This is a genomic window from Acaryochloris thomasi RCC1774, assembly GCF_003231495.1.
In the GTDB taxonomy this organism is placed as follows: Bacteria; Cyanobacteriota; Cyanobacteriia; order Thermosynechococcales; family Thermosynechococcaceae; genus RCC1774.
The window spans coordinates 21420-38473 of sequence record NZ_PQWO01000033.1; the positions used below are offsets into that span (position 1 = coordinate 21420).

The 17054-nt window shown below is 50.4% G+C and carries 19 protein-coding genes; 17 read left to right on the forward strand and 2 right to left on the reverse strand.

The features are described 5' to 3' along the window. Position 1: 1 nt before the first annotated feature. The 10 genes from C1752_RS25615 (at position 2) to C1752_RS25665 (ending at position 9044) form a co-directional block, all read left to right on the forward strand. Complete coding sequence (locus C1752_RS25615) at positions 2–751, forward strand: hypothetical protein (protein ID WP_110988892.1); 750 nt, start codon at positions 2–4, stop codon at positions 749–751. 285 nt (positions 752–1036) lie between these two features. Then, entirely contained in the window at positions 1037–1579 is a 543-nt protein-coding gene (locus C1752_RS28710; RefSeq protein WP_110988893.1) for a hypothetical protein, read from the forward strand. A 117-nt stretch (positions 1580–1696) separates the two neighbouring features. After that, the gene (locus C1752_RS25630; protein ID WP_110988894.1) at positions 1697–1972 is read left to right on the forward strand and encodes a hypothetical protein; all 276 of its coding nucleotides are present in this window, start codon (positions 1697–1699) and stop codon (positions 1970–1972) included. 55 nt (positions 1973–2027) lie between these two features. Continuing rightward, on the forward strand, positions 2028–2888 hold the full coding sequence (locus C1752_RS25635; RefSeq protein WP_110988895.1) for a sigma-70 family RNA polymerase sigma factor: 861 nt from the start codon (positions 2028–2030) through the stop codon (positions 2886–2888). A gap of 56 nt (positions 2889–2944) precedes the next feature. Next, positions 2945–3409: a hypothetical protein gene (locus C1752_RS25640; protein WP_110988896.1), complete on the forward strand. Its 465-nt coding sequence runs from the start codon at positions 2945–2947 to the stop codon at positions 3407–3409. Further along, positions 3409–3774, forward strand: coding sequence for a hypothetical protein (locus C1752_RS25645; RefSeq protein ID WP_110988897.1), 366 nt, complete (start codon positions 3409–3411; stop codon positions 3772–3774). The genes C1752_RS25640 and C1752_RS25645 overlap by 1 nt, the downstream gene beginning before the upstream one ends. Then, positions 3692–6499: a putative type IV secretion/conjugal transfer ATPase gene (locus tag C1752_RS25650; protein WP_146242441.1), complete on the forward strand. Its 2808-nt coding sequence runs from the start codon at positions 3692–3694 to the stop codon at positions 6497–6499. The genes C1752_RS25645 and C1752_RS25650 overlap by 83 nt, the downstream gene beginning before the upstream one ends. A gap of 63 nt (positions 6500–6562) precedes the next feature. Further along, positions 6563–7333 carry a hypothetical protein gene (locus tag C1752_RS25655; protein ID WP_110988899.1) on the forward strand — a complete coding sequence of 257 codons (771 nt, stop codon included), beginning with the start codon at positions 6563–6565 and terminating at the stop codon, positions 7331–7333. Between the two features lie 152 nt (positions 7334–7485). Further along, positions 7486–7830 carry a hypothetical protein gene (locus tag C1752_RS28715; protein WP_110988900.1) on the forward strand — a complete coding sequence of 115 codons (345 nt, stop codon included), beginning with the start codon at positions 7486–7488 and terminating at the stop codon, positions 7828–7830. Continuing rightward, a complete protein-coding gene (locus C1752_RS25665) occupies positions 7830–9044 on the forward strand; it encodes a hypothetical protein (RefSeq protein ID WP_110988901.1) in 1215 nt (404 codons plus the stop codon). The genes C1752_RS28715 and C1752_RS25665 overlap by 1 nt, the downstream gene beginning before the upstream one ends. Here the strand turns inward: C1752_RS25665 and C1752_RS25670 are convergent. Further along, positions 9037–9531, reverse strand: coding sequence for a hypothetical protein (locus C1752_RS25670; protein WP_110988902.1), 495 nt, complete (start codon positions 9529–9531; stop codon positions 9037–9039). The two genes, C1752_RS25665 and C1752_RS25670, sit on opposite strands and share 8 nt — an antisense overlap. 39 nt (positions 9532–9570) lie before the next feature. On the opposite strand from C1752_RS25670, the gene C1752_RS25675 reads away from it, so the two are divergent. After that, positions 9571–10200 (forward strand): tetratricopeptide repeat protein, encoded by a 630-nt coding sequence (locus tag C1752_RS25675; RefSeq protein ID WP_146242442.1) that lies wholly within the window; start codon positions 9571–9573, stop codon positions 10198–10200. 43 nt (positions 10201–10243) lie between these two features. Here C1752_RS25675 and C1752_RS25680 read toward each other — a convergent pair whose 3' ends face one another. Beyond that, complete coding sequence (locus C1752_RS25680) at positions 10244–10708, reverse strand: DUF29 domain-containing protein (protein WP_110988910.1); 465 nt, start codon at positions 10706–10708, stop codon at positions 10244–10246. Between the two features lie 102 nt (positions 10709–10810). Between C1752_RS25680 and C1752_RS25685 the strand changes: the two genes are divergently transcribed. The 6 genes from C1752_RS25685 to C1752_RS25710 form a co-directional block, all read left to right on the forward strand. After that, entirely contained in the window at positions 10811–11611 is an 801-nt protein-coding gene (locus C1752_RS25685) for a hypothetical protein (protein WP_110988904.1), read from the forward strand. Next, a complete protein-coding gene (locus tag C1752_RS25690; protein ID WP_110988905.1) occupies positions 11608–12981 on the forward strand; it encodes a hypothetical protein in 1374 nt (457 codons plus the stop codon). Before C1752_RS25685 ends, C1752_RS25690 begins: the two co-directional genes overlap by 4 nt. Before the next feature lie 6 nt (positions 12982–12987). Continuing rightward, positions 12988–14391 carry a hypothetical protein gene (locus C1752_RS25695; RefSeq protein WP_110988906.1) on the forward strand — a complete coding sequence of 468 codons (1404 nt, stop codon included), beginning with the start codon at positions 12988–12990 and terminating at the stop codon, positions 14389–14391. After that, positions 14388–16079: a M23 family metallopeptidase gene (locus tag C1752_RS25700; protein ID WP_110988907.1), complete on the forward strand. Its 1692-nt coding sequence runs from the start codon at positions 14388–14390 to the stop codon at positions 16077–16079. Before C1752_RS25695 ends, C1752_RS25700 begins: the two co-directional genes overlap by 4 nt. A 15-nt stretch (positions 16080–16094) precedes the next feature. Further along, on the forward strand, positions 16095–16697 hold the full coding sequence (locus C1752_RS25705; protein ID WP_158535222.1) for a hypothetical protein: 603 nt from the start codon (positions 16095–16097) through the stop codon (positions 16695–16697). Beyond that, positions 16697–17054: hypothetical protein (locus C1752_RS25710; protein WP_146242443.1), on the forward strand; the 358-nt coding region annotated here is incomplete at its 3' end. The genes C1752_RS25705 and C1752_RS25710, both read left to right, overlap by 1 nt.

A 17054-nucleotide genomic window follows, 5' to 3' on the forward strand; every position in this document is an offset into this window, starting at 1 on the left:
TATGCTTGCAGAATCTCCTCAAATAACGCAACCGACACCATCGGAATTTCTAGATTCGATTAATGCAGGATCTGCTCAGTTACAGCAATGGCTGACGACATCGGGTGCCTCTGATATTTACTCCGATTTGACTGAGTACGTTGATACTCAATATCAGGAGCTAGTCCATGTCTGTGGCGATGACTTGATCACTCGCCATCAAGCAGCCTGTTGGCTTGAAACTCGGACGGAGCAAATCCGGCAAAAATCAATCGAGCTGGCGAATGAGCAAGATATTCGTGTGGACTTCTCTAGCGTCCGTGATTCCCCAACGTCAATGGTGTTTTGGAATGCGGGATCGATGTATAGCGGTCTTACAGGGAGTTTAAGGCAGCAACTCGGAACGTTGAGCGTTGCGGATATAACCCTTTGGTTGAATGCGCTGGGGAAATATATCGATACACTTGCGGTTTCAAATGAGCATCGGATCGAAGTGCTAGAGCAAGAGTCTAAGGAAGAGCTGGGTTCATGTACAGCAATACTTAAGAGCTTTCCAGGGCGGTTTTCTTCAAAAGAGTGTGAAGCGTTGGTAAAGCTGATTGAGAGTTCCTTCCAGAAACGCATGAAAATCGTCGTTCTGGGGTTTGCCAGCAAAATCTACCTTGACCTGCTGGCTAGATCTTACGACTTTTTTCTTCATCAGCCAGAAGGCGATCCATTAGTTCAAGAGGCATTGCTTGCCGTCGAAAATTGGGAGGTATCGGATGCATGAGTCAGGCTATCGAGTCGCTTCTGTACTGGAGCACGAAATTAATCGCCGTTGCGAAGAAGCTAGGCTGCAGATTTTGTTAAGAAGGCTAAAGTTTTCGAGCAGCTTGTTTGTAGTTATAGGTGGTATTTTACTTGCTTCAAATATAGCGTCTAGTAAGTACGGTTTTTTGCTATTAGCAATGAGTTCATCACAGCTCGTTTTAGCTAGCTTTTTGGATAAAGATAAGAGCTTGCTAGTCTACTCCCTATCTCTATTTCTATGTGTTGATTGCCTCGGAGTGTATCGATGGATACTCAACTAGCAAATCTTACATTACGGGAAGCCTATCGCCTGCAGGATAGCGAGAGCAAGCCATACGATATACCCTGGATTGTTTGGCTGCTGGAGAATCCCGATAGTCCGCTGCCGTTTCCAGGCCAGATTTACCTGAGGGAGCATGACTATCTTCATATTATCTTTGGATTAGATCGATCTTCAGAAAGTGAAGCTTTCCTGGTGGGATTTGCGATGGGATTAGATTTAAATACTCGTAACATTCACCTACTAATATTAATATTAACTTCATTCTTTTTATATCCCAAATCCTATAAGTTCAGTATGATGGATATAAGGAATCTAAACCGAGGTTTTCTAGTTGGAAGAATGCCTAAATTTGAATCCTTGAGAGTATTGAACTTCGAGCTATATCTAGACCAAAAAGTATCCGATATCAGAAACGCTTTTGGTCTTCAACTACCAGAACCTCGGTCCTTTATTAGTCAGACTTTGAATACTATGTCTAACCGTCTACGGTCACCGTTTGTATTTGCGCATCTGAAGCCGCCGTAGGTCTCTTCAGGTGAACAACCGAATAGTTAATACCCCACTACCGAACGAACTTTGACGGGCTTGAGCGGTAGTGGGGAGGTCTCCTAAGTATGGAAAACACCACACTGGAGTATTTCTATGATACCTGCACAACATACGACAGGCATTGCCTGTTGCGGTAAGCGTTGCTCTTGGCTAGCCGTCTCTATCGGCCTTGTCTTCTTTCTGGCTGCCCTATCGAGTGCTAAACCTGCCCAAGCTTCATTTACGAATGGAGCAGAATCCTTTTTTTCTGAGGCTTTTCCAGAGGCCAAGGGTTTTTTCCCCTTCGCCGCGAAAGCCTTTGTGGTTTTGAGCCTGACTTCTATCGCGCTTAGCTCCAGCGGTTCAGATTCAACGAACGAAAACTCCTAAGTTTGGCTGCAGCGCACTTTAGGCGCTCAGTCACGCATCTGTGCAGGATTTGCCCATGATTAAATCCCCACCCTTAGAATTAATTCGTGCTGCCCAGGCCAACAATCGGCGGGCGAGAGACAGAGTATTCTCTGCCTCCTATGAGTTCGTGTCGATGATCGCTCGCCAGTGGTCATTGAGATATGCATATCTCGAATTTGATGATTGCCTTCAGGCTGGTTTTGAGGGGCTACTGGTCGCCATTGAGCGGTTTGACTTTTCAAAAGGCGTCCAGTTCCATACCTATGCCAAGTGGCCGGTCTCCAACAGCATTCAAGAGCTGGAAAGGGCTGAAGCAAAACAGCAGCGAACTTACGAAAAAGCTGTCACTGCCTATAGCCAAGATTCAGCCGAACCGCTGAACTGGATAGCTGAAGCTCAAAATAACCGCAGCCTTCGCAAGCGTATCTACAAAGCGCTTAAATCTTTCTCCCGCTTAGTCCGCAAATGGCTGGTCCTGCGACTGCTGGGATACTCCTACGTCAAGATTGCTGAACGCTTCAACGTGACGCGGCATAAAGTCACTGCAATCATCAAGTCTGCGATGGGCGTCTTTCGGCAGCGGATGTTTCCAGAAGCCTATCGCTTCAAGCAGACTTTAGGTGCTCACCTGAAGCGCGGCCAGGTCAAACGCCACAAACCCGTCCCACCGCCCGCGACACCCACGCCAATACGTGCGGTCTTCAGAAGACTGCGAACGCTTGCAAGTGGCTTGCTGGGGTCAGTGCAACAGTCGGCGCAAAAGTTTGTCCAACAGGTCGTACCTGGAGCGCGCGTCAATTCGCTGTGGTCTCTAGGAGAAGACGACGATAGCTCGTCGAGCAATCCCGCTGATGTGACATCCGTGCCAGGGTCCGGCATTCCGCCGCCTGGATAGATTGCCCATCCTCGTGTCCAAAATCAACCCAATCTTCATCACTAAAGGAAAAACTAATGCTTGGTCCTCTCTACCTTCCGCATGTCATCTTTTCTGCAGTCGTCGTGTTGCTGTGGGCCTACCCGCGTATTGCGCGTCGGTTCTCCAAATACATCGCTCGGTTGACCGCCGCGATCTTTGGTTTTGTTGGTTTTACTGCCCTCACCACTGCTCCAGTCCGAGCGCAGTTTCTCAATGGTGGCCGGGAGTTTTTTACGACCTCCTTTCCTGATACGACTGAGTTAACCAACCTGTTATTTAATGTTTTGCTTGGTGTTTATGTAATCTATATCGCGGTTTCAGCCTTTCGTGTGTTCGGCGCGATGCGGTCTGAAGAGGGTGGCGAGTGGCTAGAGATTGCTAAGACGCCGCTCAAAATCATCCTCTCAATCACGGTCATTGATTCAATGATTGCCCTAGTTGTGAGCGGTGGTGGCGGTGGTGGTGGTGAATTTGCGGCTCTATTTCTGGGCCTTGGATAGTGAGCAAATATCCCCTCACGGTCAAGAAAGCCCTAGGGAAGAAAGCTTCTATGGGGCCAATCCCGGCAGATATGGTGATTCCAACGATTGTGGGTGCCATCCTCTCACTGATGGCGAGAGGGGCTTTCAATCTAGATTGGCCGGTCGCCATGATCTTGTGCGCCCTGACCTTCGTGTTCTACTTCTTTCTAGTCGGTCAAAAGAGCTGGAAGTTCTACAGCTTGTTTATCGATGTCCCCACCCTGATTCGGATTGCCCCACGATACTTGAGTCCAAGTAGCTATGAAAGAAACAAAAAAAAGGCGGAAACTGGCCGGACTAAAGGGAAGGGTTCTCGGCGCAGAAGACAGCCTAAACGTCGCTGAGATCGTCGATTACCGGATGGGTGATCACGAGTTTGGTGCCTATCAGCTCCATAAGCGTGACAACGTAAAGAACACAGACACCTATCAACTGGTGTTTGGCTTTGAAGTGAGCGGTATTCATAGCTTCGCTTCCCCCGAATCGCTAGAGAAAGATATCAATGACCTCTGCGACGGCCTCAAAGCTGCCCCTCAGGGCGAGAGCCTAACCCTGAGGCTGACCACAGAGTCAAATTGCGATCGCCGCAGGAATCAGCTAAAGAAACTGATTGCTGCGGCCTCGTCACCCGAGCTGCAGTATCTGCTGCAGGCTGAGCTGAACAGGCTGCAGCAGATCTCTGATAAGGGCGTTCGTCAACCCAAAACCCTGAGAGCCTACTGCACCTACAGCCCTTTCCAAGTCGCGGCTCAGCAAGACTGGTACTCCAAACTGTCCGTTCAACTGATGGGGATTTGGGATAAATGCACCGATCAGGTCCAGCTCAAAGCTCAACAAGCTTTTGAAGAACTCTACGCAGACGGCTATGCCAATGGGTTCATGGACTGGTTGATTTATTTTGAGAAGCAACTAGAGCTAGCCGTGACGCCGTTGAGCGCTGATGATCTTTGGGAGGATCTATGGAGCCGGTTCAACCAATCTGAAGCGCCAGCTCTGCCCCAGCGCATCATCTTCACTCCAGAAGGGATTGAAGAAAAGTATCACTCTCAGCAGCACTTCACCGGCCACCTGTTCAAAGAAGGTGTGCCCGACTTTGACCGCCGTTGGATTCGCAATAAAGGCCAGTTTACCGGCGTCCTAGTCTTTCAGGAGAAGCCCTACGGCTGGGCAACCGCTCGTCAGCAGCTCCGCTATCTCTGGGATGCGATGACGGCTGACGACTGGCATGACGCGGAAGTGATTACCGAGCTGCGACCGGCCAATCAGAAGCGGGCGCTGCAGGGTGCCACAGAGCTTGCCAAGGGTGCCAATCGAGAGGTTAATAATGCCGATGGCAAGAATAAAGTCAATCGCGTCGCTGATAAGAGTAAAGATGCCGCCATTGGTGCCACGGATGCCCTGCTAGATGGTGAAGCGGCCTATTACGTCTCCACTGTCTTTCTCGTGCATCGCAAAACGCCACGCCAGCTCGATATGGCCTGCGACAAGCTCTCGAAGATGTTTCGCGCCCCGGCAGAAGTGGAGCGAGAGGAGCAGGTGGCATGGCGGCTGTGGTTGGATGCCCTGCCGGTGGTGATGCGGACGATGCTTGCCCAGGTGCCCACCGATAGACGGAGCATGTACTTCAGCAGTGAGGTTCCGGGACTTGCGCCGCTGCTGCGGACTCGAACGCCAGCATATAGCGGTTATGAGTTTATCGCTGAATGCGGGACGCCGATTTATGTGGACCTGTATAAGCAGCATCAGCACATGGGGTTCTTTGCAACCCAGCGCGGGGGTAAGTCTGTGACCATCGGCGGCATTCTGACCCACGGGTTAGCCCACGGTATTCCCACCGTTATCCTGGACTACCCGAAAGGCAATGGTTCTAGCACTTACAAGTATTATGCTGCCTTCATGCCAGAGGTGGAGTACTTTGATATTGGCGAAGAGTCCAACAACATCTTTGAGTGTCCTGATTGGCGATTTCTTCCCAGAGAGAAGCAAAAGCAACGCTTTAGTAGCTTCCGCGACTTCCTAGAAGGTGCCCTGCTGCTGCTGATCAATAGCGGCAGTCAGGATAAAAATCTAACGATGAACCTGCGAACCATCTTTGGGATGGCGCTCAACGAGTTTTTCTCAGACCCTGGCATCCAGGCGCGTTATCAAAAGGCTTTAGATGGCGGTTTTGGTTCAGCAGACTGGGGAGAAATGCCAACGCTGCGGGACTTCAAGGCATTTTGCTCGAAGGCACGTCTACCTGAGATTAAGGGCAACACGGAGGACGTTGACAAGGCGCTGGGGCTGATCAACCAGCGGCTTGAATACTGGCTCAACAGCTCAGTGGGTAAAGCCATTAGTCAGCCATCGAGTTTCCGTACGGATGCGAAGATGATTGTCTTTGCCCTGCGGAATCTGGGGACAGAAGAGGATGCTGCTGTCCTGGCCCTGTCAGCCTATGCTGCTGCCCTAAGGCGATCGCTCGAACATGACAAGAGTATCTTCTTCATTGATGAAAGCCCGATTCTGTTTAAGTTTGAAGCCATTGCCCGGTTGATTGCGACTTTGACGGCCAACGGCGGTAAGTCAGGTATTCGGGTGCTTCTGTCGGCCCAGGATGTCGATAGCATTGGTGAGAGTCCTGTGGGGTCTCAGATCCTGCAGAACCTGACGATAGTGATGATTGGGTTCATCAAAGCCAGTGCTGTTAACTCGTTCGTTAAATACCTGGGCTACCCGGAAGCGTTAATCCGAGGCAACACGAAATTTAAGCTCAATGCCAATGATCTCTATTCTCGTTGGCTGATAGTCGATGATACGGCCAAGACGAAGGTGCGCCACTATGACACGCCGGAACGGTTAGCCCTGCTTGCGAACAACCCTGATGAGGAGCGCAAGCGTGATGAAGTGTTTGCCGCTGTCCCTGATAAGTATCAAGCCTTAGAGCTGTTTACAGGGCTACTGGTGGAGTCCATCAAGACGGGGCAGAAGTTCTACGAGGATGAGGCAGAGGCCAAGCCTGAAGCCCTGCCCCAGGTCGAAGAGCGCCCGCTGTTGTTAGCTGGCAACTTTACCGATGATGCGGCGTAGGAACAGCTTTCGATGGCTTTTGCAATAGGTAAGTGGACGTCCACTTATTTTGGAGAACTCCAAATGAAACGAATTAAGAAACTCGCGCTCATTGGTGCGATCGCTATCCCTGTAACGCTGGGGGTGGGGCAAAATGCCAAGGCTCAAGACTTCTTTGGTTCTGTTATTAGCGGCTTTGGTGAGGAAGTTGGCGGCATTGGCGGCGGCATTTTTAGAGGTGCTTTTACTGCGGTCACTGGCTTTGAAACACCCCAGCTCTTTGCCCAAGATATGTTTTCTAGCATCCTTGGCAAGGAGAAACTAGACCTCCCTATTGCCAGCAACGTTGAAGAGCATGTCGGTGAGCTGGGGAGTGTTGACCTTCAGAGTGCGGCTGAAGCGAGTCAAGATAGCCTCCAGGGGCTGATCGAAGACAACACTGGAATCATGTCCAATATGGCTGCTAAGGCTCAGGGCCAGTCCTTCCAACGTGCCGCTATTCAGGCGAGTGCTCAAAATACACTCTCTCAGGAGGCCCAGACTGCAGCAAGGTCTAGCATCGAGAGTACTGGTGAAACGAATGCGAAGCAGGCAGAAGCTCTCAGTGACGTGATGCAGTTTACGGTCACCCAAGACATTGCCAAGTATCAGGCGGTTCTCAACCAAGCCCAGAACAACATCTTGGGCGATATCAAGGCGGGGCAGATTACCTCAGCTCAGTCTGATGCTCAGACCAATCAACTGCTATCGAATATCGATGGTTCGCTGGCGGAGATTAAGAATCAGGGTTCAGATTCAAATGCAGGTGCTATTGCTAGCTTGAGTGCGAGTAAAGGTGCATTGAATCTTTTCTAGATGAGTAATCGTTAAAGCCTCTGTGGAGTTGTTGTGCCTCTGTTTTCAGGGGCACAACAAGATGAAATATGTATAAAAAAAAGGGATCAATCTTTAGTTCCCCATTAGGGAGATCTAGATCTTCTCAAGCATATAGGGAGAGAGCCACCGATATGTTGCTTTCGGAGATGTCGCGAGTTTCGCCTGACTCTCCTGCTTATGAGAAGTTGCTCGAACAGTTAAAGCGACTTTCAAAGGATGAATCAAATTCTGAGGACGAACTTCGCAGGCAAAGGCTAAATAAGAGACTTCAGGCAATCTCTCATATCAATCAAATGCCTGTATGGTTTCAAGTAATATTTATTCTCTCACTATTGTATTTGATCGTTCTGTTCATTGATGCTTCAGGTTTTTGGTTTGGCTACGATTTCCTCAATAACAATCCACCACCTGTTCAATCAAGCCTAATGCGTACTCCTGATTATCGATATATCCAACAAGCCCCGAGTATTCCATAATGTTGAATCTTTTTCGCATACCAGAAGATCAACTATTCGATGTGAAGCCTTCTGAGTATATTGATCAGCCAAAAGCTGTGTGGCGTAACTATCACAATCGCAAGTTATTTATCAATCTACTTTTGCTGAGTCTGGTTGCATTGATCCTGATGTTTCTGCCGCATCAAGCTGTGGCACAGGTTCCTGATAGTCCTATTGAGTTGCTCGTGAATTCGGGCATAGCAATCCAAGAAGCTATCTCCGATTCAGTTGAAGAGGCGTGGATGGAGCAACTGCCCCTGTTTATGCTGATTCTCAATCAGTTAGCAATAGGAATTGCGGTGATTTCTATTATTTTCCTTGGCCTTGAATTAGTTCAGGAGCAAAGAGAGTGGGGGTATTTTACTTGGCAGCGCATAGTTATACCCTTGGTGATGATCGGCCTTGTTGGTAATGTCAGCTTTATGTCTGATGTTGCGTTCGGACTGCGAAATGAACTCAACCAGCTCAGCGTGAATGCTTATACAACCTTAGGTGTCATAGATCTTATTGACGAGGCGCGGAATGCGGATGCGTTGCCTAAGATTCTGTCAGACGTATGGGCAGAGTGTCGAGCCGCTGATCAAGCGTTGAGTGGGGCATGTATTGAGGATGCAATTAGCAATTCGAATGAGATCATTGATATAGAAAATCGATCATTCCCTGGTGCGGGTTGGGTAGATCATTACAGAAATATTTTGACTGAGATTGGTGATAACTTTACGGATGGAGACTTCAATCCCTTAATCACAATTCCTGAATTATTGCGGGACGTTCAGTTTGCACTTATAAGTCCCGCAATAATTAATCTGTTCACAATCTTTGCTACGGGTGTTCAGAGTGCAGCTCAGATGCTGATTGAGCTTGTTCTTTTCCTGACAGCAATGCTTCTTCCTCTGGCTGTAGCTCGGTCTATATCTGAGGGCTTTGACCCGCTTTTAGGCTGGTTTATGAAGATGCTCGAATTTGCGATGGTGAAGTTCTTTTTGACGATCCTTATAGGGTTGGCGAGTATCATCTATCTTGATGCTGGTGGAGTAGGGGGTGCTCTGTGGTTTCCCATGCTGACTGGGATTCTAAGCCCTATCCTTGCCTTCTCTCTCGCTTCAGGAGGTGGATCGTCGATCGTTCAGTCTGTCCTTGGGGCTGTAGGTGCGGTTGCTGGCATTGCCTATAAGGGCTTCAAGCTCAAATAGGTAATACCCATCGTCTCTTATCTTTGTCATAAGAAGGTAAGGGTGCGGCCTTATTGCTCTCAAGAATACCGGGATGGTCTGGATTCCTCTTTTCCCATTGCCGTTTATCTAGGTATTCGAGAAATATGGCATCTTTTGTTTCTCGTGGTACTTTGCCTATTGCGTATGCTTTTTCTGTTTCTACGATCTTCCAACGTCGGGCAGGGCTGCACATTATCTCCTGGGCATTTCTTTCGTGGCCGCCGCTTACGCTTCCTCGTCTGCATTTGTCTTCAATACTGATATCTGGATTCTTAAGATATCTAAAGTCATTGCTGGCCCAATTTGCCGCTTTAGATGCCTGCCTCCCAGGGTAAGCGTTCACGTATGCAAGCATAATTAACCCTAGGGTCACGCCAGGGACTGTGAACAGAATTTGCGCAAAATGAAAAACCAGTTTTCCTGTAAAGTACCCTAGTGCAAAATTGTCGAATCCCTTATTATTCATTAATGACCTCAATGCTTATTTACAACTTATGACATTGACGTGATTTTGTTCCTGGAGATTTTGATGCTAAGAAGAATTCTGGCTGCAATGGCGGTAGTTCCATTTCTCCTTTTTTCAGCTCCTCTCAAGGCTGAAGAAGCCACCAAGTTACCCATTGGTCTGCAGCTCTATATGCAAGCGCAGAAAAAAGTCTCCGTACAAGAGTATGATGATGCGATCTTATTGTTCTTGCAATCTGTGGATGCCTCGGAGACAAATGAGTTAAAACGTCTAGCTGCTACTGGCGTCTTAAATTCTCATCTTGCTGCAGGATTCTATTTCCAAGAGGCTCCTGATAAAGTTGTTTATCATTTGACAGAAGCCCTGAAGCTTAAGCCGACCGTCAGTAGAGCATGGTCTAGGAAGGGACAGGCTCATTGTAAGTTGAAGCAATACCAAGACTGCGATGATGCTTTGACGATGGCAATTGAGCACTCTCCAATCGAGTATCGGCACCATTTGATCTGGCAACGAGCTGTAACACGTCACGTAGACATGAATCGTCCTCAACTCGCCGCCAAGGACTTTGTTGCAGCTACTAAGCAGGCGCAAGCCTATGGTGATACAAAAATGGTAACTGCGTTTTTAACGTCTGCCAAAGCTTTCGGATACAACATCACACGCCCCTAGCTCTCCACTCCGATGCACCCGATCGCAATTCCACCGACCAGTCCTAATCTTCCGGCAAGAACTCACTGTTGAGCGTCTGCTCCGCTGTGTACGGGCATTCAGGTGGAAAAGTCTCTAGGGGAAGTCCAGTCTCGTCGGCTGCATCTTCAGCCGCGTCTTGGTAACAGAGGTCGAACTTCTCTATCAGGTGGTTTTTCAGCGATGGATAGTCCCGTACTAGTCTTCTGATCTGCTTTCTAGACTCACGGATAGATCCGCGCCAACTACCGGAACGTTTATCTGACTGATACTGCCATTTCAGTAGGTGCATGAGTAGCCGCGTGAGTTGACTTCGCAGTGCTTTCCTCTCGCTGTTGCCCAAGTCTTCGACCTCTTCAATCAAATGCTCAATATCCAGCTCATCAAATTTCCCCTGCTTAAGCAGCTCGGCAGTTTGGTCTGCCCATTCAACGAAGTCAGTCTCATGGAGAGGCTGATGAGTTGCAGTGGATAGCTGTGTGCTGGTCATATCAATTGTCAGGTTTACCTGCATTTACAGCTTAACAGCGCCAAGAAATACAACAAATTCCGCGACTTGCAATAGATAGATAGCAAGTCTAGGAGTTGTGCTGTGTTAAAAACCCTAACCCGCCCCAGGCGGACAACAGAACCACCTGAGGAGTCCTCAGAACCACTGCGGAAGTCCCCTGCTACCCGGCAAGGTAACTTCCATAAGTTTGTAGCTGCTGCCCTAGGCTTACAAATCTTCACAGCCTTGGGTGTGCTGCTGCTGGGGATGGGGTACCTGCGCCTATCGAGCCGCCCTCCAGTGCTGGTGGAGCGGGCCAACGGGGAATCGTTCCAGGCAGAGCAGCAGGATCCAGACTATCGAGATTCCAAAGCGATTCAAGAGTTTGTGGAGACGATGTACGGCTCTTTGTACAACTGGTCAAAGGTCACCACTACCAAAGGTGGCTTCAAGGCAGAGACGGGTTACCAACGGGGCAAGGTCAACATCCCGCTGCGGATGGCTGCAGCAGAATTCGGACTTTCCCCTGAAGGAGACTTCCGGGCCGGGGTGCTCGACAAGCTAGCAAAAAGTTATGGCCGTTATGCCCGTTCCGTCCAAGCGGGTGATTTTTCGCAGCTGATCAACATTCGAGAGGTATCCGACCCAATGCCTTTGGAAGACGGCGGTTGGAAAGTGTCGATTGTGTCGGACCTGATTATCACCTCACGCACGGCTCGTCCTGAGAATATCCCTCTGAATCAGACGGTGTATATCAGCCCTGACCATCGAGATAAATTACCGGACCCCACAAATGAGTTTGAGGCCCATCGCAATGAGATTAGAGCCTATGGCCTGCTGATCTATGCCATCCGCGATATCGAAGTTGATGATCCCACTGCCGAGTCGAGAGCATTCCGATGACCGAGAAAATTCAATTTTTCCCAAACGCAAAAGCAGAAGAAGCCCCCCAAGCCGCCGAGCTAGACACCAGCTCCATCGTTGTTGACCTTCCGGCAGATTCTGCTTCTGAAGAAGATGAGGCTTTGCTTCCAGAGGACTTCGACCCAGAGGAGCTAGATATCGAAGCGGCTCGTACGGTCCAGCATCCGATGCAGACGCCTTGGACAAAGATGGCTGTGGTCTTTGTGCTGTGTACGGCAGGCTTTGCTGTATTGATGCTTTGGTATAACTCCGCCAAAGGGGTCAAGCTAACGAAAAAGCAAGAAAAAACCGAGCGGGTTCAACTCGCGTCTGCAGCGGAGGTGAATGCGAATAGCGATCGGATAGAAAACGCCGTCCAGTCCGGTAATATCGCCCGAGAACGAGCGGCAGACAAGCTAGCTGAAGCAGAGAAGCAGAATCAAAAGGACGCTAGAACTCAAAATAAGCCAGCCCCTCGTCCCCCCTCTCGCTCCACCACCGCCAGCCGCCCTGCTCCACCGCCGCCGAGATCCCCGCGCCCCCGTCCTCGGATCGCGTCCCGTCCTGCTCCACCACCCCGCAGAGTCTCTCCCGCTCCCCCACCCAGGCCCGCGCCCAGGTCGGCTCCAGCCCCTGCGCCCGTAGTGGCTAAAGCTAAGCCAGTGGATCGCTCACCTGTGTATGGCGGTCAGCTTCCCCAAGCCGAATCCGCCCCCGTTCAGCCCAATCAACCTGAATTTGAATCTCAGCTTGTGTCACAACAGGCTGAGTTTGACGAATTTGCCAGTGGTCCTGGGCAGAACGCCCCCTTAGCCGCGCAACAGGATGCATTCCTGCAGGGCCAGACGATGACGACGGTTCCCTCGGGCACCACGCTCCGAGCCTCCGTAGAATCGGAGGCGATTGCTTCCGATAGCGCGACCTTCACCGCCGTCACGACGGAGGAAATCGCTGGCATACCGCAGGGTTCAGAAGTGTTGGCCCAGATTGTCCAGTTAGCTCCTGGCGGCTACTTTGAGGCGGAACTGATCGCGCTCAATGGTTCAGAAGTAAGTCCTGGGAGCACTCGGATTTTCAGGGATAACGGCAAGCTGATGCGGGCCAAGGGTGGGAAGCGCAAAAAGGGCTTTTTCAGTAGTGGCCTGGGCCGGATGCTCACCGGCTTTGCTCAGGATGCCGGAGAGAGCTGGATCCGCGATCGGGTGGGTGGCAACCGGACGCTGAACAACGGAGCCAGAGAAGTCTTAGTGCTGGCAGATCAGCCCCGGTCACGCCAGTCGGACACGAGGGAGCCAGAAGAAACATCTGTGCTCATTCCCACCGGCAGCATTGTGATCACATTCGAGCAAGAAGCTTATATATCGAGGTAATTGATTATGTTCAAACAATACGCACCCTTGGCCTTGCTGGGAGCCGCAACGACCGCGGTTGTCCTGCCGTCATTGCCAGCCCAAGCCGCTCAGCGGTTCACCGTCTCGCAGGCGGCAGAGAAAGCCAAGGTGAATCTTAATCCCAACGAAGGGGTATACATCCAGCTACCGCCCTCAATGCCGATCAGTTCCTATTCCATAGACGATGGTTCCGTGCTGACCCTCGGAGGCAAATTCAGCCCTGGCACTAACATTCTTCGGATTGTGGGTAAGAACCCTGGCAAAACAGGGTTGGGTCTGGTGGTCCAGGGTGGCTCTGGTTACCAGACGCTGAACTTAGCTGTCCGTGTTGGCAATAAGGGTAGTCAAGGCACGATTGAGATTACTGAGGATTCTTTGCCTCAGGGGGATACCCCAGCTCCACAAGCGAGAAATGCAGCGCAATCAAAGTTAAGCTATCCATCCGATTTGGTTCGCAGCGGTTTGAGTCTTGCCAATATCCAGGGGCAGATACCTGCTGGTTCACCGCTAGACATGGCCGTCAACCAGTGGATTGATGCGGTTGAGCAAGGGGTAAATGAAACGGATGCCTCACGTCGGTCGGGTGTTCAGTCGAATGTTTTGCAGCGGCTCACTGAGCTGGGTCAAACGACGCCCGTTGTTCAATCGCCTCCTCCAGAGTCATCGCCCACTGCCATACTCCCATCAAATCCTCCTTCCCTTCCTGAAGCTGCCAAGAATGAAGAGATTTCAGATGCTGTCGCTTCACGGATTGCTGCTTTAGAGAAGCAGGTTGAGACGAACACGAATGTTCTTTCAAAGCAGAAGAAAATCCTGGCTCAGGTTGAATCACAGCAGCAAACCTTTCTCGCTCGTTTTGATGCAATCGATTCCCAGAGCGAACAGTTCTTAGCTCAGCTCAGCGATATCAAGGCGGCAGACTCTAAGCCAGAGGAGAGTGCCACTGCTCAAGCTGTTCAGGTGCTCCCCTCTTCAGAAGCCGATTCCGAGCCAGTCGCTGAAGCCGAACCTCAAGCAGATGAGCAATCTGTTGTTGTGGCGAAGGAGGCAGCAGAACAGCCTCCTGAAGAAACGGAAGCTGAAACGAAAGCTGCATCGGTTCCGGTTATGAACGAACCAGAGGAGCAATTGCCTGAGGCTTCAAATGATTCGTTAGAGGAGATGAACTCTATTGAGCTAGCTCACGCTATTAAGCAAGGTTTGCACCAGAACTCGAAGGACTATCCCTACAGCTCTTGGAAGTATCGTCAGGTCAATAATGCTGTTCTAATCCTCAAGCGAGGAAACTCGATTGAGACAGCTTCCAAGTGGTCGGGTCTGGAGCTAGAGACCCTGCTTCAGCTTGCGAATGAAACACCCATGCAGGTTAGCCAAGGAGTTTCGCAATGAGAAGATTCACAGCACTTTTGTTGGGGGCTGCGGCCCTCGCATTAACGACCGTCAGTGCTAGCGCGATCGTAGACCCCTTCCATCAGCCCAGCCTGGATAACCTGACCTTTCGGGACTTACCGCCTGCCGATACTGGTGGAGAGATACAGATCCCTGGTGGACCCGGTATCCATTGGGAACGGGGCGAATCGCCCTCTGATTATTTGCCTGTGGGTGTGATCATGGACGGTTTGGGCGTCGGTGATCTGACACTCAATGATATTGGTGATGCTGTCGGTGTTAGTCCCGGCAAGTACACCTTAGATGATTTATTCCCGATGCAGTGGCAGACGCTTCAGCACTTGGTTGATGCCGTCCCTGAACTGCCGAACTATCGGGTGGCAGACGTGAAGCCTATTTTTGATGCATTGGGCGGGCAATACGCCGATTCGCTGATCGTTAATTTACCGACGGATGCCTTATCCAAGACCATTCCCAACTTGGTTGATTATTCTATTCACGACATCCCCAACTTAGCCAATACGCCCCTTGACCACTTTGACCGAGCGGGATGGTCCGAGATCTATGGGATTCCCGGCCTAGAGGATTTACCGTTTAGTAAATATCCCACCGCTTTGAAGACGCCGTTTTGGGCAAAGGTGGATGTTGTGTATGGAGATAAGGAATCCACGCGGCGGGACACCATCACCGGGTCGGTTCAGGAGAATAGCTGGTCGGTCCCCTGCGAGCAGCCCTGTGCCTATCTAGAGATGACCAATGCCCATACCGCCAGCGGCAACCTGAGCAAGTTTGGCTATCACGGCAAGCATTACATCGCAGGTGACTTCCAGAAGGTTAAGGGCGGCTGGGCCGGTCAGGAAAGTAACTGGGTGGGCGGTTATGAACCTGCCGGTCAACTGCCCTTTGGTGACTTTGCGAAGGTTTCAGCAGCCGGTCTGACTGAACAAAAAGGCAAGGGAGAGTTGCGCCTCAACTTTCGCTATTGTGAGCGGAGCTTTGGGGTGACGAAAGCCTGTACTCCCTACGGTGTGCATAACGGGATTGTGTCTACTCCCTTCATGCCGTTCAAGGAGACGGGAATTATCCCCGTGATGGCATTGACGGGCGCTCCTGCCAACAATGGGAGTCCCTCGAAAGAGGATAAGGCAGATGTTGATAAGACCGACCCTACCAAAACTGAGAAGGGTGGGAGTAATCCAATCAAGGGTATCAATCCGCCGAAGATTGGCTCATCTGAGCAGGGACAGTCGAGTACGACGCCACCCCCTGCTGCTGAAGATGAATGCAAGTATGACGGGCAAGCGATGTACAAGCCTGTTGCAGGGCCGATAACTTCAGGTTATGGATATCGAACTCACCCTATTTCAGGGCAAAGACGTTTGCATGGTGGGATGGATATCGGTGCTCCTCATGGTATGGCGATCGGTGCAGCCGAATGTGGTGAGGTTGTCTTTGCCGGTTGGCATGGGGCTGCTGCGGGAAATGTCGTCACTATTGATCATGGAGGGGGTATCAAGACTCAGTATCTTCACATCTGTGCAGGATGCTTTTTCGTAAAGGTCGGTGCTCAGATGGAGCGGGGTGAAAAGATTGCTCGTGTCGGCAGTACAGGCAATTCGACGGGGCCGCACTTGCATTTTAACGTTAAGCAAAATGGCACTAACAAAGACCCAGCAAATTACCTTTAGCTCTGGAGCCTGTTGATGAAAAGATCACACATTGGTATCACGATTACTGCAATCTCTATCTTCGTTGGAGCGGGATGGGCAATAACTTCAATGCAATCTAAGGCTGGTTCAAGGGATGAGCTTAAGCATGATAAGGACTGCTTACAGGTTGGCTTTGAAAATACAGTCTTGACCGAAGAATCCTATGGTGGCAAGCAATACAAGCTCGTTCGCTCTCGCAAGACAGATGATAGCGGCTGGATCATTGATCAGTACAGCATTGTTACTGCCGACAATGCTGGTTGCACTGTGAGTAGCGAGAGGTTCTCCGATAAGCTCCCTACTACAGAACTGCAAGAAAAAATAGTTCTAGCTTATTGGCGTTCTCAGGCTAGTTCTTCAAAGGAGAAAGTAAATTTAGAGGAATTCCTAGCTAACACCCCCATCGGCATAACGGGTGTTTCTAGCTTGGGCTTGCTTCAGCAGGACTTGGACGCCCTCGATCAGCTTGGTGTGAAATATCCGAGCTATGTCAAAGCTATCGACAGCTTTGATTCACCAGAAAAAGCGGAGGAGTACTACCTCACGATTTTTAATGACCAATGGTTTAAAGCCCACCCAGAAGCAGGAGCAGACTAATGCCTAGCCAAAGCCCAAGAGTAGATACGACATCCGCACGATCTGCAGAATCAGAGACACGTCAGACGACCGAGAAGGCGGCAACAGCGCTGTTGTTGTTGCTGAAGCAATGGAAGTTACATGCACCGCCTGATATCCAGGCGAAGATCGGCCCCAACCCTGAAGTGTCAGTGCGTGTGGGTGAAGAAGTCTATAAGGGTTTGGCCGATAGCCCTGCGATAAAAGCCATCCCCAAAGATGATTTAGACTACCTGAAAATTGCCACCGGCATGGCTCAGGGATATTCCCATGCCGACCTGACGCGAGATGTGGAGATCAAGGTAGGGGGTCGCAAAGTCTTCGAGGTGGCCGGTGGTA

Excerpts from the sequence above, each read along its gene's own strand:
- C1752_RS25615 (WP_110988892.1), top strand. The coding sequence starts at position 2 with ATGCTTGCAGAATCTCCTCAAATAACGCAACCGACACCATCGGAATTT.
- C1752_RS28710 (WP_110988893.1), top strand. The coding sequence starts at position 1,037 with ATGGATACTCAACTAGCAAATCTTACATTACGGGAAGCCTATCGCCTG.
- C1752_RS25630 (WP_110988894.1), top strand. The coding sequence starts at position 1,697 with ATGATACCTGCACAACATACGACAGGCATTGCCTGTTGCGGTAAGCGT.
- C1752_RS25635 (WP_110988895.1), top strand. The coding sequence starts at position 2,028 with ATGATTAAATCCCCACCCTTAGAATTAATTCGTGCTGCCCAGGCCAAC.
- C1752_RS25640 (WP_110988896.1), top strand. The coding sequence starts at position 2,945 with ATGCTTGGTCCTCTCTACCTTCCGCATGTCATCTTTTCTGCAGTCGTC.
- C1752_RS25650 (WP_146242441.1), top strand. The coding sequence starts at position 3,692 with ATGAAAGAAACAAAAAAAAGGCGGAAACTGGCCGGACTAAAGGGAAGG.
- C1752_RS25655 (WP_110988899.1), top strand. The coding sequence starts at position 6,563 with ATGAAACGAATTAAGAAACTCGCGCTCATTGGTGCGATCGCTATCCCT.
- C1752_RS28715 (WP_110988900.1), top strand. The coding sequence starts at position 7,486 with ATGTTGCTTTCGGAGATGTCGCGAGTTTCGCCTGACTCTCCTGCTTAT.
- C1752_RS25665 (WP_110988901.1), top strand. The coding sequence starts at position 7,830 with ATGTTGAATCTTTTTCGCATACCAGAAGATCAACTATTCGATGTGAAG.
- C1752_RS25670 (WP_110988902.1), bottom strand. The coding sequence starts at position 9,531 with ATGAATAATAAGGGATTCGACAATTTTGCACTAGGGTACTTTACAGGA.
- C1752_RS25680 (WP_110988910.1), bottom strand. The coding sequence starts at position 10,708 with ATGACCAGCACACAGCTATCCACTGCAACTCATCAGCCTCTCCATGAG.
- C1752_RS25690 (WP_110988905.1), top strand. The coding sequence starts at position 11,608 with ATGACCGAGAAAATTCAATTTTTCCCAAACGCAAAAGCAGAAGAAGCC.
- C1752_RS25695 (WP_110988906.1), top strand. The coding sequence starts at position 12,988 with ATGTTCAAACAATACGCACCCTTGGCCTTGCTGGGAGCCGCAACGACC.
- C1752_RS25700 (WP_110988907.1), top strand. The coding sequence starts at position 14,388 with ATGAGAAGATTCACAGCACTTTTGTTGGGGGCTGCGGCCCTCGCATTA.
- C1752_RS25705 (WP_158535222.1), top strand. The coding sequence starts at position 16,095 with ATGAAAAGATCACACATTGGTATCACGATTACTGCAATCTCTATCTTC.